This is a genomic window from Micromonospora sp. WMMD961, assembly GCF_029626145.1.
Taxonomy (GTDB): Bacteria; Actinomycetota; Actinomycetes; order Mycobacteriales; family Micromonosporaceae; genus Micromonospora.
Window position 1 is genome coordinate 1,649,868 of sequence record NZ_JARUBJ010000002.1, and the last position, 14,927, is coordinate 1,664,794.

The 14,927-nt window shown below is 73.4% G+C and carries 9 protein-coding genes; 4 read left to right on the forward strand and 5 right to left on the reverse strand.

Annotation, left to right across the window (positions count from 1 at the left end):
- Window positions 1–84 precede the first annotated feature (84 nt).
- Window positions 85–2,442: a pyruvate dehydrogenase gene (locus tag O7614_RS07905; protein ID WP_278137819.1), complete on the forward strand. Its 2,358-nt coding sequence runs from the start codon at window positions 85–87 to the stop codon at window positions 2,440–2,442.
- 27 nt (window positions 2,443–2,469) lie between these two features.
- Here the strand turns inward: O7614_RS07905 and O7614_RS07910 are convergent, their stop codons facing one another.
- From O7614_RS07910 to O7614_RS07920, 3 genes are all read right to left on the reverse strand, one after another.
- Complete coding sequence (locus tag O7614_RS07910; RefSeq protein ID WP_278137820.1) at window positions 2,470–4,062, reverse strand: metallophosphoesterase; 1,593 nt, start codon at window positions 4,060–4,062, stop codon at window positions 2,470–2,472.
- A 61-nt stretch (window positions 4,063–4,123) separates the two neighbouring features.
- A complete protein-coding gene (locus O7614_RS07915) occupies window positions 4,124–5,296 on the reverse strand; it encodes a PQQ-dependent sugar dehydrogenase (RefSeq protein ID WP_278137821.1) in 1,173 nt (390 codons plus the stop codon).
- 93 nt (window positions 5,297–5,389) lie between these two features.
- Window positions 5,390–7,207 carry a SpoIIE family protein phosphatase gene (locus O7614_RS07920; protein ID WP_278137822.1) on the reverse strand — a complete coding sequence of 606 codons (1,818 nt, stop codon included), beginning with the start codon at window positions 7,205–7,207 and terminating at the stop codon, window positions 5,390–5,392.
- A 186-nt stretch (window positions 7,208–7,393) separates the two neighbouring features.
- Between O7614_RS07920 and O7614_RS07925 the strand changes: the two genes are divergently transcribed.
- Window positions 7,394–8,320, forward strand: coding sequence for a 2-hydroxyacid dehydrogenase (locus O7614_RS07925; protein WP_278137823.1), 927 nt, complete (start codon window positions 7,394–7,396; stop codon window positions 8,318–8,320).
- Here the strand turns inward: O7614_RS07925 and O7614_RS07930 are convergent.
- Window positions 8,314–8,694 (reverse strand): PH domain-containing protein, encoded by a 381-nt coding sequence (locus O7614_RS07930; RefSeq protein ID WP_278137824.1) that lies wholly within the window; start codon window positions 8,692–8,694, stop codon window positions 8,314–8,316. The two genes, O7614_RS07925 and O7614_RS07930, sit on opposite strands and share 7 nt — an antisense overlap.
- Before the next feature lie 218 nt (window positions 8,695–8,912).
- On the opposite strand from O7614_RS07930, the gene O7614_RS07935 reads away from it, so the two are divergent.
- Window positions 8,913–11,279, forward strand: a complete 2,367-nt coding sequence (locus O7614_RS07935; protein WP_278137825.1) for a GGDEF domain-containing phosphodiesterase — start codon at window positions 8,913–8,915, stop codon at window positions 11,277–11,279.
- Between the two features lie 6 nt (window positions 11,280–11,285).
- Here the strand turns inward: O7614_RS07935 and O7614_RS07940 are convergent, their stop codons facing one another.
- A complete protein-coding gene (locus O7614_RS07940) occupies window positions 11,286–12,305 on the reverse strand; it encodes a LacI family DNA-binding transcriptional regulator (protein ID WP_278137826.1) in 1,020 nt (339 codons plus the stop codon).
- 111 nt (window positions 12,306–12,416) lie between these two features.
- Between O7614_RS07940 and O7614_RS07945 the strand changes: the two genes are divergently transcribed.
- Window positions 12,417–14,867 (forward strand): glycoside hydrolase family 2 protein, encoded by a 2,451-nt coding sequence (locus O7614_RS07945; RefSeq protein WP_278137827.1) that lies wholly within the window; start codon window positions 12,417–12,419, stop codon window positions 14,865–14,867.
- The last annotated feature ends 60 nt before the right edge of the window (window positions 14,868–14,927 follow it).

Sequence of the window (14,927 nt, forward strand, 5' to 3'; positions counted from 1 at the left end):
ACATCAGGCGTTAAGAAGGGGCCCTTCCTTAGCTCGCACCCCTTGGATAGTGGGCGTCAACGGCGACGCCTGGATGGAGCCACCGTGACCCAGCACGACCTCGATGTCCTCGACGAGATCCAGCGGCGGGTGCTCTGGCTCGCCACCCGGATCGTGGACGCCGCCAACCACGACCGGGCCACCGGTGACGGTGTGAAGGTCGGCGGCCACCAGGCGTCCAGCGCCTCCCTGGTCACGGCGATGACCGCGCTCTGGTTCGCGCACCTGGACGCCGAGGACCGGGTCGCCGTGAAGCCGCACGCGTCCCCGGTGTTCCACGCCATCCAGTACCTGCTCGGCAACCTGGACCGCTCCTACCTGCCCCGGCTGCGGGCCCGTGGCGGCCTCCAGTCGTACCCGTCGCGTACCAAGGACCCGGACGCTGTGGACTTCTCCACCGGCTCTGTCGGCCTCGGCGCTGCGGCGCCGCTCTTCGCCGCCGCCACCCGGCGGTACGTCGACGCGCACTTCGGGGCACGCCCGCACTCCCGGTTCGTGGCGCTGATCGGCGACGCCGAGCTGGACGAGGGCAACATCTGGGAGGCGGTCGCCGACCCCGCCACCACCGGGCTGGGCAACGTCATGTGGCTCGTCGACTTCAACCGCCAGTCGCTGGACCGGGTGGTGCCGGGCATCCGGATCAACCAGTGGCGCGGTCAGTTCGAGGCGGCCGGATGGCACGTCGTGGAGGTCAAGTACGGCCGTAAGCTCGCCGAGGCGTACGCCCGGCCGGGTGGCGAGGCGCTGCGCGACTGGATCGACGCGATGCCCAACGAGCAGTACCAGTCGCTGTTCGGGTTGGCCGGCCCGGCCCTGCGCAAGCAGTTCCTGGACGGCGCGCCGGCCGGCATCGGCGAGCTGATCGGCGACATCACCGACGACGAGTTGGGCCCGCTCGTCACCGACCTGGGCGGGCACGACCTTCAGGCGATGCTCGACGCGTACGCCCAGTGCGACGCGGTCACCGACCGGCCCAGCGTCGTCTTCGCGTACACCGTCAAGGGTTGGGGTCTGCCCATCGCCGGCAACCCGCGCAACCACTCGGCGTTGCTCAGCTCGGAGCAGGTGGACACGTTGCGGGCCGCGCAGGGCTTGACCGCCGAGACCGAGTGGGACCGCCTCGACCCGGCGTCACCCGCCGGGATCCGGGCCGGCGCCCGCCGGGAGGCGCTGTCCCGCGCGCCCCGCGAGCGCGCGTTGGGGGTCACCGTCCCGGAGAGCACGGGAGTACGCGCCAACAAGCCGATCTCCACCCAGGAGGTCTTCGGCCGGGTGCTGGTGGACCTGGCCCGGGACCGGGAGGTCGGGCGTTACCTGGTCACCACCGCCCCGGACGTGGCCACCTCCACCAACCTCGCCGGGTTCATCAACAAGACCGGGGTGTTCGCCCCCACCGAGCAGCGTTCCTGGACCGAGGACCGGATGCTGCGCTGGACCGAGAGCCCCGCCGGGCAGCACATCGAGCTGGGCATCTCGGAGATGAACCTGTTCCTGCTGCTGGGTCAGCTCGGCCTGTCGTGGGACCTGTCCGGGCAGCCGCTGCTGCCGGTGGGAACGGTCTACGACCCGTTCGTGCTGCGCGGCCTCGACGCGTTCCTGTACGGCACGTACTCCGGCTCCCGGTTCGTGGTGGCCGGCACCCCGTCCGGCATCACCCTGGCCCCGGAGGGCGGCGCCCACCAGTCCACCATCACCGCGTCGGTCGGCCTGGAACTGCCCGGGGTGACCTTCCTCGAACCGGCGTACGCGGGCAGCCTCGACTGGTTGCTCTGCGACGCGCTGGGGCAGATCGCCGGCGGTGCGAGCCCGGCCGCGACGGCCGCGCCGACCGAGGACGGGGCGTACTACTTCCGGTTGAGCACGCGCCCGCTGGACCAGGCACCGTTCGAGGCGGCCCGGGCCCGGCTCGGTGACGCGGTGCTGCGCCGGCAGGTGGTCGCCGGGGCGTACCGGCTGGTCGACGCGCACCAGGCGTACCCGCACCTGGCCGACGCCCCGGTGGTGCAGCTCGCTGCCTCCGGTGCGGTGCTGCCGGAGGTGCTGGCCGCCGCGGCGGAGTTGGCCGAGGAGGGCGTCGCCGCGCACGTGGTGGACGTGACGTCGCTGGACCGGCTGTACCGCGCCTGGCAGCGCACCCTGCGCCAAGGCGTGCGGACGGCCACGGTGCCCAGCGTGCCGGGCGCGCTGCGGTCCGCGTTCGCCGACCGGGTGCCGGTGGTGACGGTGCACGACGCGGCGTCGCACGCGATGGCCTGGCTCGGGTCGGCGGTCGGAGCGCCGGCGGTGCCGCTCGGGGTGGACGAGTTCGGCCAGTCCGGCACCGTCGCCGAGCTGTACGAGTTGCACGACCTGCTGCCCGGCAGCATCGTCAACGCCGCGCTGGCCGCCATCGCCCTGCGCTGATTGGCGCGCGCACGCCCCGGCCCGCGCTCAGCGGGTCGGGGTCGGTGTCGGGGCGAGCGTGGGTGTGGGGGAGACCGGGGCGGGGACCCCGGCGCTCGGGTTCTCCACCAGGCGTCGTTCCAGGTTGACCTGGGCCTGCCCGGTGCCGCCGACGGTGATGGTGTCGTACGCCTGGAGCATCTTCTGCTGGTCGAAGTAGAGCACGCTCATCGACAGCGGGGTGGGCTTCTCGCCCTCCAGGCCCCGCAGCCCGGCACCTCCGGTGGAGCCCTCCACCATCAGCGTGGTGGGCTGCTCCCCCGGCGCCTGCGGCAGTTTCGAGACCTGCCGGGAGTGGGTGTGCCCGGCCAGCACCAGCGGGCAGGTGCCGGCGAGTGGCCCGGCCGACGCGGGGTCGTGCACCAACGCGATGTTCACCGGTCGTGGTGAGGCGCGGACCGTCGCGGCGAGATCGATGCCGGCTCCGACCACCTGGTCGGCCACCTGCGGGGTCAGCCCGCTGCCGGCCGGGGAAGTGTTCTTGTCCGGGGTGAAGCGCGGGTCGCCGATGCCGGCGATGGTCAGGCCGGCCACGGTCGTGATGGAGTTGTCCAACACGATCGCGTTCGACTGCCGCGCCACCGCGGCGGCGGTCTTGCCGGAGTCGTGATTGCCCCGGATGAAGACGTACGGCTTCTTGAGCAGGCTGATCGAACCGACGAAGGACGCCTCCGGCTCGCTGCCCCAGTCGGTGATGTCCCCGGTGTCGATCACCACGTCGATGCCGAACTGCTCCACGACGGTGCGGATCAGCTGCCAACCGGTCGGGTTGAGGTGCATGTCGGAGACGTGCAGGACGCGGGTCGTGCCCGGGGCCGGCTCGTACACCGGGAGCGCCGAGACCGTGGTGTAGAGCTGGCTGACGTTGCCGACCAGGCGTTGCAGTTGCTCGGCGTACTTGGTGTAGTCGTTGGCGATCCGGCGGGCGTCACCGACGATGGCCGGCGCGTTGACCAGCAGCCCTTCGTAGCGTGGTTCCTCGATGGCCTGGGGACGTAGGGTGGCCGCCGCCGTGCCGAGACTGCCGGCGGTGAACAGCAGCGCCAGGCCGCCCGCCCAGGCCGTCCGCCGGAAGTTCCGGAAGATCAACCCGGCCAGGATCAGCGTGACCAGCACCGACGCGCCGAGAGCCCGCAGGCCGAGCCGCATGATGCCGGAGCGGACGTCCTCCACGGCGCTCTGGCTGGCCCGGCTGATGCTGGCCGGGTCGTCGATCAGCGCCTCGGTGCGGCCCTGGTCGAGTGCGCCCAGCCGGACGGTGAGGTGGGTCGGCCCGTCGTGACTGTCGAGCAGCAGCGCCCCGAGCGGTGGGATGTCGACGGTGGTGCCGCCGTCCCGGGAGGGGGAGATGCTGAGGTCGGCCCGGAACGGGCCGATGTCGGTCTCCACCCGACCGCCGGCGAGGACGCCGAGCACCGCCCCGGCCAGGGCGATGGCGAGGACGGCGCCGATCAGCCCGATGCGGCGCAGCGGCCCGGCCAGCGCTAGCCACCGGCCGTTCGGTCGCGGCGGATCGTCGCCGGCACCCGTGGCGTCCCGGTCGTCGTCGGCGTCGTGCTGCTCGTCGCGTTGCCCGTCCATGCTGAGATTCTGACCTGCCCGTCGGGAGATCTAGGCGAACCTGAACGGATGGTGACGAAGCTCAGCTGCGTCCGCCGTCGCCGCCCGCGAAGACCACCCGCAGGAGTCGGTCGTCGTCGCCGGCCGGGTCACCCCGCCCGTCGTGGTTGGAGGTGCCCACCCAGAGCGACCCGTCCGGTGCGGCGGCCACCGCGCGCAGTCGGCCGTACCGGTTGGTGAGCAGCTCACTGGGCTGACCCAGCAGCGTACCCGTGTCGGTCAACTCCATCACCCAGAGGCGCTTGCCCCGCAGACAGCCGGCGACCAACAGCCGGTCCGCGGCGGCCAGACCGGAGCAGGACGCGTCCGAGGTCGCCCACTGCGTGATGGGGTCGGTGAAACGCTTGTCACCGGCCCGCCCCTCGACCTCCGGCCAACCGTAGTTGCCGCCCTTGGTGATCTGGTTGATCTCGTCCCAGGTGTTCTGACCGAACTCGACGGCGTACATCCGCTTGGCGCCGTCCCAGGTGAAGCCCTGCACGTTGCGGTGGCCCAGGGACCAGACCGGGGATCCGGGGTACGGGTTGCCGGCGGACGGCTTGCCGTCCGGCGTGATCCGGAGGATCTTGCCGCCGAGGCTCTTCACGTCCTGCGAGAGGGGGCGCTCACCAGCGTCGCCCGTGCTGACGTAGAGCTGCCCGTCGGGGCCGAAGCCCAGCCCGCCGCCGTTGTGCACGTTGGCCTTGGGAATGCCGGTGAGGATCGGGGTGGGCTGGCCGCCCAGTTCCAGCCGGGCGACCCGGTTGTCCTGCGCGGAGGTGTAGTAGACGAAGACCGACCGGTCCTGGGCGTAGTTCGGGGAGACGGCGATGCCGAGAAGACCGCCCTCGCCGGCCGCCGCCACGTCGGGGATCGTCTGCGCGGGGCGGACCCGCAACCCGTCCGGCCCGGACTCCGGGCCGACCTGCAGGATCCGGCCGTTGTCCCGTTCGGTGACCAGCGCGCCGCCGTCGGGCAGGAAGGCGATGCCCCAGGGCACCCGCAGACCCTTGGCCAGCACGGTCGCCACCGCCTGCTGGCCGGCGCCGCCGGGGCTCGCCGACGCCGACGGGGTCGGCAGATTGGGCGGCTCGCCGGCCGGGTCGGGCTCCGGTTCGCCGAAGCTGCAACCCGAGGCGAGCAGCAGCGCGGCGCAGGACGCCGCGAGGGTCGCCCGGAGGTGCCGGACGCGAGGGTACGGGGGACGGGCTCTCACCCGGCCCAGGGTAGCCCGCCGGACGGCTCACCCGGGCCCGTCGCGATCCGACCGGCGCCGGTCACCCCGGCCGGAGGGTCCCCGGTGGACCGCTCAGCGTGCCCGTACGGCCAGCAGCGCGGCGTCGTCCTCACGGCCGTGGATCGAGGCGAGCAGCAGGTCGCACACCTCGTCGAGGGGCAGCGTGTCGGTGCCGGTCAGTCGGCCCACCAACTCGGCCAACCCTTCGTCGATGGACCGGTCCCGCCGCTCGATCAGCCCGTCGGTGTAGAGCAGCAGGGTGTCGCCGGTGGCCAGGTTGGTCGGCTTGCTGGTCCGCGCCCGCGAGCGGGCCAGACCGAGCAGCGGCTCCGGCGTCGCCTCCAGGACCTCGACCGCCCCGCCGGCGCGGACTACCAGGGCCGGTGGGTGCCCGGCGTTGGACCAGGTCACCTCGTGGACGCCGGCGACCTGTGGACAGATCCGGACCAGCGTCGCGGTGGCGGCGATGGGCAGCCGCAGGCCGCGGATGGCGCCGTCCAGGTTGCTCATCAGCGCGCCGACACTGTCGGGCCGGCCGAAGGCGTTGCCGCGCACCAGGTTACGCAGCTGGCCCATGGCCGCTGCCGCCTCGATGTCGTGCCCGGCCACGTCGCCGATGGTGGCGATCACGTCGCCGTCGGGCTGGATGAACGCGTCGTACCAGTCCCCACCCACCTCGACCTGGTCGGCGGCCGGCTGGTAGCGGGCCGTCAGCTCCAGCTCCGGCACGTTCGGCAGGTTGGGCAGCATGCTGTGTTGCAGGACCTCGGCGACGTGCCGCTGTTCGCTGTACATCGAGCTGTTGCCGACGGCCTGGCCGGCTCGGCGACCGATCTCGGCCGCGGTGAGCAGGTCATGGTCGTCGAACTGCTGACGTTGCGAGCTGTTGACGAGGGTGATCGCCCCGAGCACGGTGCCGCCGGCGGCGCGCATCGGCACGCTCAGGTACGAGGCGATGCCCAGGCGGGCGGCGATCGACACCAGCTCCGGGTCGGTGGTCCCCCGCGCCACGTCGGCCAGGGACGCCACGCTGCCGAGCTGGGGCTGGCCGGTGCGCAGGACCGCCCGGATGATCGAATCCGGGCTCAGCCCGGTGCGCAGCAGCTCACCGAAGTGTTCGACGTCCGTCGTGCGAGCCGGGTCACGGTGCACCGAGACCATCTCGCGGGGCTGGCCGGTCGGCCCGATCAGGGTGAGCAGGCACCAGTCGGCGAGCGGCGGCACCATGGTGGCGGCGAGCCGGCGCAGCGCCGTGCCCACGTCGAGTGTGCCGGCCAGCGTCTCGCTCACCCCGGCGACCAGCTCCAACCGCTCGTGCGCCTGCACGGCTCGCCGTTGTGCCTCCTGCGCGCCGTCGAGCGCGATCCGCAGCCGCAGCTCCGACGAGCACGCGGCGGCCAGGTCGGCCAGTGTCCGCAGTTGGGCGGTCGTCCACGCGCGGGGTTTGTTGTCGATGGCACACAGCGAGCCGAGCACCCGGCCGGAGAGGTCGGTCAGCGGCATCCCGGCGTACGCGACGACACCGAGGTCGTCGATGGCCAGATTGTCCCGGACGCGCGGGTAGAGCCGAGCGTCCGGCAGCACCATCGGCACCTCGATGTCCACGACGTGCTGACAGAACGAGTGGCTCAGCGGGGTCTGCCGGCGCTGCGACCAGGGTTCCGGCAACCCGACCGCGCCCGGGAAGAACTGCCGGTCGGCGGAGACCAGGGAAACCAGCGCCACCGGTACGTCCAGCAGGTCGCTGACCAGCCGGGCGAACCGGTCGAACGCCTCGTCCGGGACGGCGTCGAGCCCGGTCTCGGTGAGCGCACGCAGTCGCGCCGCGTCGCCGAGCGCCGGAGGTGGCACTGCCGAACGCCGGGCGTTGGCGGGGGAGCCGTCGGTCATCGAGCACCTGTCTGCCGGGGCGGAGGACGACCGGCCCTCCGACTGTTCGTTATACCTCGGCCAGGCCGGAGTCGAACATCGGTGTGCTGAGTCTCGCCCGCCCCGGCGCCGGGCGCCATCCCCCGGGACGCCGGATCATCGCCGTGCCGACGCGGGCCCCCGCGCCGGGGACTATCGTCGGCGGACGTGAAGGTATGGATCCCGCACCAGGCCGGCCCGAGCCTCATGGGCGAGCTGCCCCCGGACGTGACGGTGGAGGTGTTCGAGCACACCGACCGGATGCCGTCCGACCCCGCCGACGTCCGCGTCTGGGTGCCGCCGTTCCTGGGCGGCTCGGACGGGACGGCGTTGCTGCGTGAGCTGCCCGACCTGGCGGTGGTGCAGTTGCTCTCCGCCGGTGCTGATGCCTGGGCTGGCCGGACCCCGCCGGGGGTCACGCTGTGCGACGCCCGGGGCGTGCACGACCCGTCCACCGCGGAGTGGGTCGTCACGGCGATCCTCGCCCAGCTGCGCGCGTTTCCGGCGTTCGTCCGGGCGCAGGCCGAGCGGCGTTGGGCGTACGAGGGGAACACCCCCACCGACGAGCTGACCGGTAAGCGGGTGCTCATCGTCGGGGCCGGTTCGATCGGCACCGCGGTGCGGGACCGGCTCGCCCCGTTCGACGTGAGTTTCACGCTTGTCGCGCGGACCGCCCGCCCGGAGCAGGGGGTGCACGGCGTCGAGGAGCTGCCCCGACTGCTGCCCGAGGCCGACGTGGTGGTGGTGGTCGTGCCGCTCACCGACCAGACTCGTGGCCTGATCGACAAGGACTTCCTGGCCGCGATGCCGGCCGGGGCGCTGCTGGTCAACGCCGCCCGAGGGCCGGTGGCCCACACCGAGGCGCTCGTCGCCGAGCTGGCCACCGGTCGGATCGCGGCCGCGCTGGACGTCACCGACCCGGAGCCGTTGCCGGCCGACTCGCCGCTCTGGGCGATGCCGAACGTGTTGCTCACCCCGCACGTGGCCGGGTCGGTGCGTGGTCTGCTGCCGCGGGCCTACCGACTGGTCGGTGACCAGGTGCGTCGGTTCGCCGCCGGGCAGCCGCTGATCAACACGGTGGTCGACGGTTACTGACCGGGCGTCTCGGCCGGCGTCTGGCCGGTGGCCGACACCAGCCGGGGCAGGTCCACGCCGCGTACCGCCGGCAGGGTGACCTGCTGGCCGTCGTCGAGCCGGGCGACCGCCCGCCCGCGCTCGTCGGTGACCAGCTCGACGACCTGATCCCAGCCGATCCGGCGTTGCCCGGCCAACGCCCGCACGCGCAGCCCTTCGGCGTCGGCGTCGGTGCCGGCCCGCCAGGCCCAGACCGCGACGGCGAGCGGCAGGAGCAGCACCGGCAGAAGGTAGGACCGGGCGCTGGCCAGCGGCAGGGCGCCGATGAAGGCGATGATCGCGGCGGCCAGGATGGCTTGGTTGTGCCGGAAGCGGACCGTGTCGGGCTTACTCACCCTCCGATGATCCCACCCCCGGCCGGTCCGGCTCGCGGCGGGCGGTGCCAGCAGGGTGCGGTACGCCGTACAGTGACACAGGTCGTTGTCTCCTCCAGGTGACCGACACGTAACCGATCCGGCCGCCGATCGTTGCCAGTTGTTGAGCAGCGGACCCGCAACGTCCGATGCCCCGCACCGTCGTACCGCCCCCGTGCCCCCTCACGAAGGCGACCGCTGTGCTCCTCGCGTACCCGTTCCGCGTTCTCGTCCCTCGCCGGGCGGCGTCGGAGGCCGTCACGTCCACGGTGGTGACGCTGCTCCTTCTCGCCGGTGCCTTCGACCTGGTTCCGACACCGGTGGTGATCGCCCTGGCCGTCGGTGCCGGCGCCACGGTCGCCGGGGTGCGGCTCTCCCGGCTGGCCGGCCCAGGCGCCACCGGCCCACCGCCGCGCGCGGCGGGTGTGTTGCTCGACGCGGCGGTGGTGACCGCTGGTCTCACCGCTGTCGTGCTGCCCCTGGCCGCCCCCGGGCCGAGCTTCGCCGTGCTGGTCGGGTCGTTCGCGGTCGCGGTCCTCGCGGTGGGCGGTCTGCGTCGCCTCCCCGGCCGGACGCGTCCGTCGCCCGGGGCGCGGCTGCGCCGGCTGGTCGAGTCGGGCGGCCCGGCCGTGGGTCTGGCCCTCACCGGTTGGCTGCTGCTGCCCCGCGACGCCCTGCCCGATCCGGCCCGGCTGGTCGCCGCGTTGGCGCTCGGCGGGCTGGGCATGGCCGCGCTGGACGCGTTCGCGGGGCCACGCCGACGTTCGGACGCGGCGGTCTGCCGGGGCGGTGTCCTCCTCACCCTGGGTGGGTTGGTGCTGCTGGCCACGCTGGTGTCCGCACCGGCGGGCCGGGCGGCCCTGCTGGCCGTACCCCCGCTGGTGTTCGGGATGCTGCTCGTCGCGGTCGGTGCGGAGGCCGCGGGTGACGCGGAGCCGGTGCCGCCGGTCGCCGCGGCCTGGCCCCGGGCGGTGCTCCCGGCGGCGATGCTGCTGCTGGCGGGGGGTCTGCACCTGGGTGCCGGACGCGCCCCCGACCGGACGAGCGTGGTGTTGGCCCTGGCGGCGGTGCCGTCCCTGATGGTGCGCGAGCTGCTGCGGGCGGGTGAGGCGACCATCACCGAGCGGCGGGCCGCGCACCGCCGCCGCGCCGCCGGTGGGGTCCGGCACCGTGCGGCGCAACCGCGCTGGTTGGGCAGGTCGGAGCCGCCGCCCGCACCGCCCGCGTCCGCCGCCGACCCGGCCGCACCGACCACCGCGAGTGGCGTCGGCGCGTCCTGGCCCTCGGGTGCCGCCTGGCCAGCTGTCGACCGGCGGCCCGTTCCGGGAGGCGGTGGTCCGGGCGACCGGGCGGCCCTGCTGGACGCCCTGGCCACGATCGGTGACGTGCCGGCGCCGACCGGCGCGCTGCTGCTGGTGGACCTGCACGGCACCGATTCGGTCGGCCCGACGGCCCGGGAGGACGTGCTGGCCGAGGCGGTGCACCGCGCCCGCGCGGTCATCGCTCCCGACGACCTGGTCACCGGGTGCACGGGTGCCGGCTTCGCCGTGGTCACCGCCGCCGGTCCGGTGCTGGCGTACGCGCTGGGCACCCGGCTGCTGACCGCGCTCAGCCCGCCCTATCCGCTGCCCGGCGCGGTGCTGCGGGTGCAGACGAGCATCGGGCTGGCCGAGGTGAGCGGGGCTGGGCCGGCGGATGTGCTCCGGCAGGCCGAGCTGGCCCGGCGACGGGCGGTGCAGTTGGGTCGCGACCGGGTCGAGTGGTACGACGCGTTCCTGGAGGAACAGCTGGTCCGTCGGCTCGACCTGGAGCGAGAGCTGCCCGGTGCGGTGGCCCGCGGCGAGTTGGACCTCGTCTACCAGCCGGTGCTCGACCTGGCCGACGGGCAACCGGTGGGCGCGGAGGCTCTGCTGCGGTGGCGGAGTCCGGTCCTCGGCACGGTGCTCCCGGCCGAGCTGCTGCCGGTCGCCGAGGACCTGGACCTGGTCGGCGAATTGGAGTGGTGGGTCCTGGACCGGGCCTGCCGGCAGTTGTCCAACTGGTCGGTGGGCGTCCGGGAGCTGTGGATGGCGGTCAACGTGACGACCCGGGAGCTGACCTCCCCCGACTTCGTGCAGCGGGCGGCGGCCGTGCTGGCCGCGTACGGGGTGCCGCCGGAGCGGCTCGTGGTGGAGGTGAGCGAGCCGCGGGTCGCCGCCGACCTGTCGACGGTGGTGGCCCGGCTGGCCGGGTTGCGGTCGTTGGGCGTACGCACCGCGTTGGACGACTTCCGGGCCGAACACGCTTCGCTGGCGCAGCTTCGCCGGCTGCCGATCGACCTGTTGAAGGTGGGCCCGGAGTTGGTGGGCGCGCGACCGGACGGGCAGCCGCCGCTGATCGACGTGGTGGTCAACGTCGGCGAGCGGCTGGGTGTGGAGATCGTCGCGGAGGAGTTGGAGTCGCCGGCCCAGGTGGAGAGGGCGCGCCGGGGCGGCTGCCGGTACGGGCAGGGGTTCGCGCTGGCCCGACCGGCGACGGCCGAACGGGTCGAGGCGTACTTCGAGGAGTTCCCCTCCGCATCTCGCTGAACCGGTTCATCCCCGCCGGGGTGGTGCGGTGCTGCCGCGCGGTGTGAGGTGGGGTGTCTCGTCCTGCACCCGGCCGGCCGGGTGTCCGCCGATGACGGCGAGAAGCTGACGGGCGGCGTGCGCGCCGTATGCCGCGATGTCCCGGCCCAGCGCTGTCAACGGCGGGTGCACCAGCCGGCACAGCGGCGAGTCGTCCCAGGCCACGACGGACAGATCCGCGGGCACGGTGAGCCCCATCTCCTGGGCCACGGAGAGCCCGGCGATGGCCATCACGTCGTTGTCGTAGATGACCGCCGTGGGCCGCTGGGCGGAGCTGAGCAGGCGGCGGGTAGCCCGGCCGCCCTCCTCGCCGGTGTAGTCGGACGAGACGGTGACGGCGTCGACCAGGCCGAGCCGCTGGCAGACCGCCGTGAAGGCCTCGGTGCGGATCTCGGTGTGCCGCAGGTCGGGCAGGCCGCCGACCCGGGCGATCCGCCGGTGTCCGAGCGCGACCAGGTACTCCACCGCCTCGGTCAGCGCGGCGGCGTCGTCGGACCAGAGACTGGCCAGCTCACCGGTGCCGCCGGGCCCGCCGATCACCACCGCCGGCAGTTGGATCTGCTCCAGGGCGGGAATGCGACGGTCGTGGCTCCGCAGGTCGCAGACCAGCACCCCGTCGACCCGGCGTTCGCCCCACCAGCGCCGGTAGACCGCGATCTCGGCGTCGTGGTCGGCCACCACCTGGAGGGTCAGCGCGTACGAGCGGGCGGAGAGTTCGGCCTCGACGCCGCTGATCAGCGCCATGAAGAACGGCTCGACCCCGAGTGTCCGGGCCGGCCGGCACAGGGCCAGACCGACCGCCCCGGCGGCGGCGGCGGAGAGGGCTCGGGCGGCGCTGCTCGGGCTGAACCCGATCTCCGTGGCGATGGTCAGGATCCGCTGCCGGGTGGCTTCGGAGACGCCGGGCTGGCCGTTGAGCGCGTACGAGACGGCGCCCTTGGACACCCCGGCGCGTCGGGCGACGTCGGCGATTGTCGGCCGCTTCACCGGCGTGCTCCTTCGCTTTCCGGCCGTTGACAGCCCGGAACCCGGACCGTACGGTGGCTCAACTTATCCGGTTCAGTGAACGTCTTTCGATGCAGAAGATGTGGTGAAGCCTTGAGTCGACAGGCACTCTACGACGGTTGGATGCTGCGGGCAGCCCACGGAGCGCAGGTGCCACCCGACATCGCCGGACGGGCCGTGCCGGCGACCGTGCCGGGCTGCGTGCACACCGACCTGCTCGACGCCGGGCTGATCCCCGACCCCTGTCTCGACGACAACGAGCTGACGCTGGCCTGGATCGGGCGCACCGGGTGGACGTACCAGACGAGCTTCCGGCCGCCGTCCGGCGACCACGACCGGGTCGACCTGGTCTGTGCCGGCCTGGACACCGTCGCCACGATCGCCGTCAACGGCGTCGAGGTCGGCCGTACCGAGAACATGCACCGCGGCTACCGGTTCGACGTCCGGTCGTCGCTGCGCGACGGCGACAACGACCTGGTGGTCGCGTTCGGCTCCGCGTACCGCTACGCCGAGGCGCAGCAGGAGCGACTCGGCGACCGACCGAACGCCTACCCGGAGCCGTTCCACTTCATCCGCAAGATGGCCTGCAACTTCGGCTGGGACTGGGGGCCGACACTGGTCACCGCCGGCATCTGGCAGGAGATCGGCCTGCACGCCTGGTCCACCGCCCGGCTGGCCACCGTCCGCCCACTGGTCACCATGGACGGCCGCGACGGCCGCGTCGAGCTGCACGTCGAGGTCGAGCGGGCGTCGGACGTCCCGCTGACCGTCCGGGCCGCCGTCGCCGAGGCCTGTGCCGACGTGGTCGTCCCGGCCGGGCAGCGCACGGCCGTGCTGACCCTCACCGTCCGCGAGCCGGCGCTCTGGTGGCCCCGGGGGTACGGCGACCAGGCGCGGCACCCCGTCGACGTGACCCTGTACGGGCCGGACGGCGACACGGTGGACACCTGGTCGCACCGGATCGGCTTCCGCTCGGTCCGACTGGACACCACGCCCGACGAGCACGGCACCCCGTTCGCGTTGTCGGTCAACGACGTCCCGGTCTTCGTCCGCGGCGTCAACTGGATCCCCGACGACGTGTTCCCCACCCGGGTCACCCGCGACCGCCTCGCCGAGCGGTTCGACCAGGCCACCGAAGCCAACGTCAACCTGCTGCGGGTCTGGGGCGGCGGCCGGTACGAGTCGGCGGACTTCTACGACCTCGCCGACGAGCGTGGGCTGCTCGTCCAGCAGGACTTCCTCTTCGCCTGCGCCGCCTACCCGGAGGAGGAACCCTTCGGCACCGAGGTGGCCGCCGAAGCCGCCGAGCAGGTGACCCGGCTGTCGCCGTACCCGTCGCTGGTGCTCTGGACCGGCAACAACGAGAACATCTGGGGTTGGCACGACTGGGACTGGCAGCAGCCCCTCGCCGGACGCACCTGGGGGCGCGGCTACTACCTCGACGTGCTGCCCCGGATCGTCGGCGACCTCGACCCGACCCGCCCGTACTGGCCGGGCAGCCCCTGGTCGGGCAGCGACGCCATCCACCCCAACGACCCGGCGCACGGCACCACCCACATCTGGGACGTGTGGAACACCGACGACTACACGAAGTACCGGGAGTACGTGCCGCGCTTCGTCGCCGAGTTCGGCTACCAGGCCCCACCGGCGTACGCCACACTGCGCCGCGCGCTGAGCGACGAACCCCTCGCCCACGACTCACCGGGCATGGCACACCACCAGAAGGCGGCCAACGGTGACGCCAAACTCCAGCGCGGCCTGGACGCGCACCTGCCCGCCCCGGCGGACTTCGACGACTGGCACTACCTGACGCAGCTCAACCAGGCCCGCGCGATCCAACTCGGGGTGGAGCACTTCCGCTCCCACCGGGACGTCTGCGCCGGCACCATCGTGTGGCAGCTCAACGACTGCTGGCCGGTGACCTCCTGGTCGGCCGTCGACGGCGACGGCCGCCGCAAACCCCTGTGGTACGCGCTGCGCCACGCGTACGCCGACCGGCTCCTCACCGTGCAACCGCGCGACGGTGGTCTCGCCCTGGTCGCGGTCAACGACGGCGGAACGCCGTGGCAAGCGTCGGCCTCGGTGACCCGGGTGACCCTCACCGGTGAGTCCCGGGCGAAGACGACGACGGCACTGGACGTCCCGGCGTACTCCTCGATCGTGCTGGCGCTGCCGGCGGACCTGGTCCGACCGGACGAAGGGCACCGTGAGTTGCTGGTCGCGGAGGCTGATGACACCACGGAGCGCGCCCTGTGGTTCTTCGCCGAGGACAGGGACGTGGACTGGCCTTCGGCGGCCTGGGACGCGACGGTCGAGCCGGTCGACGGCGGTCAGCAGGTCCGGGTCACGGCCCGCACCGTGCTCCGCGACCTGGCGCTCTTTGCGGACCGGCTGGATGCGACCGCCACTGTGGACGAAGCCCTGGTCACCCTGCTGCCGGGCGAGTCGGTGCTGTTCACCGTGCGCGCCGGGGCCCCGCTGGACCCGGCGGCTCTCGTCGCCCGCCCGGTGCTGCGCTGCGTCAACGACATCCGCCAACGCTGAGCCGACCTCGGGCGGCACGGCCGCCGAGGTCCCGAGCCGAACCGGGCCGCCGCTTGGTCA

What these genes read in the sequence shown, in the direction of transcription:
- O7614_RS07910 (WP_278137820.1), bottom strand. Translation starts at nt 4,062, where the DNA reads ATGGACGGGCAACGCGACGAGCAGCACGACGCCGACGACGACCGGGAC.
- O7614_RS07920 (WP_278137822.1), bottom strand. Translation starts at nt 7,207, where the DNA reads ATGACCGACGGCTCCCCCGCCAACGCCCGGCGTTCGGCAGTGCCACCT.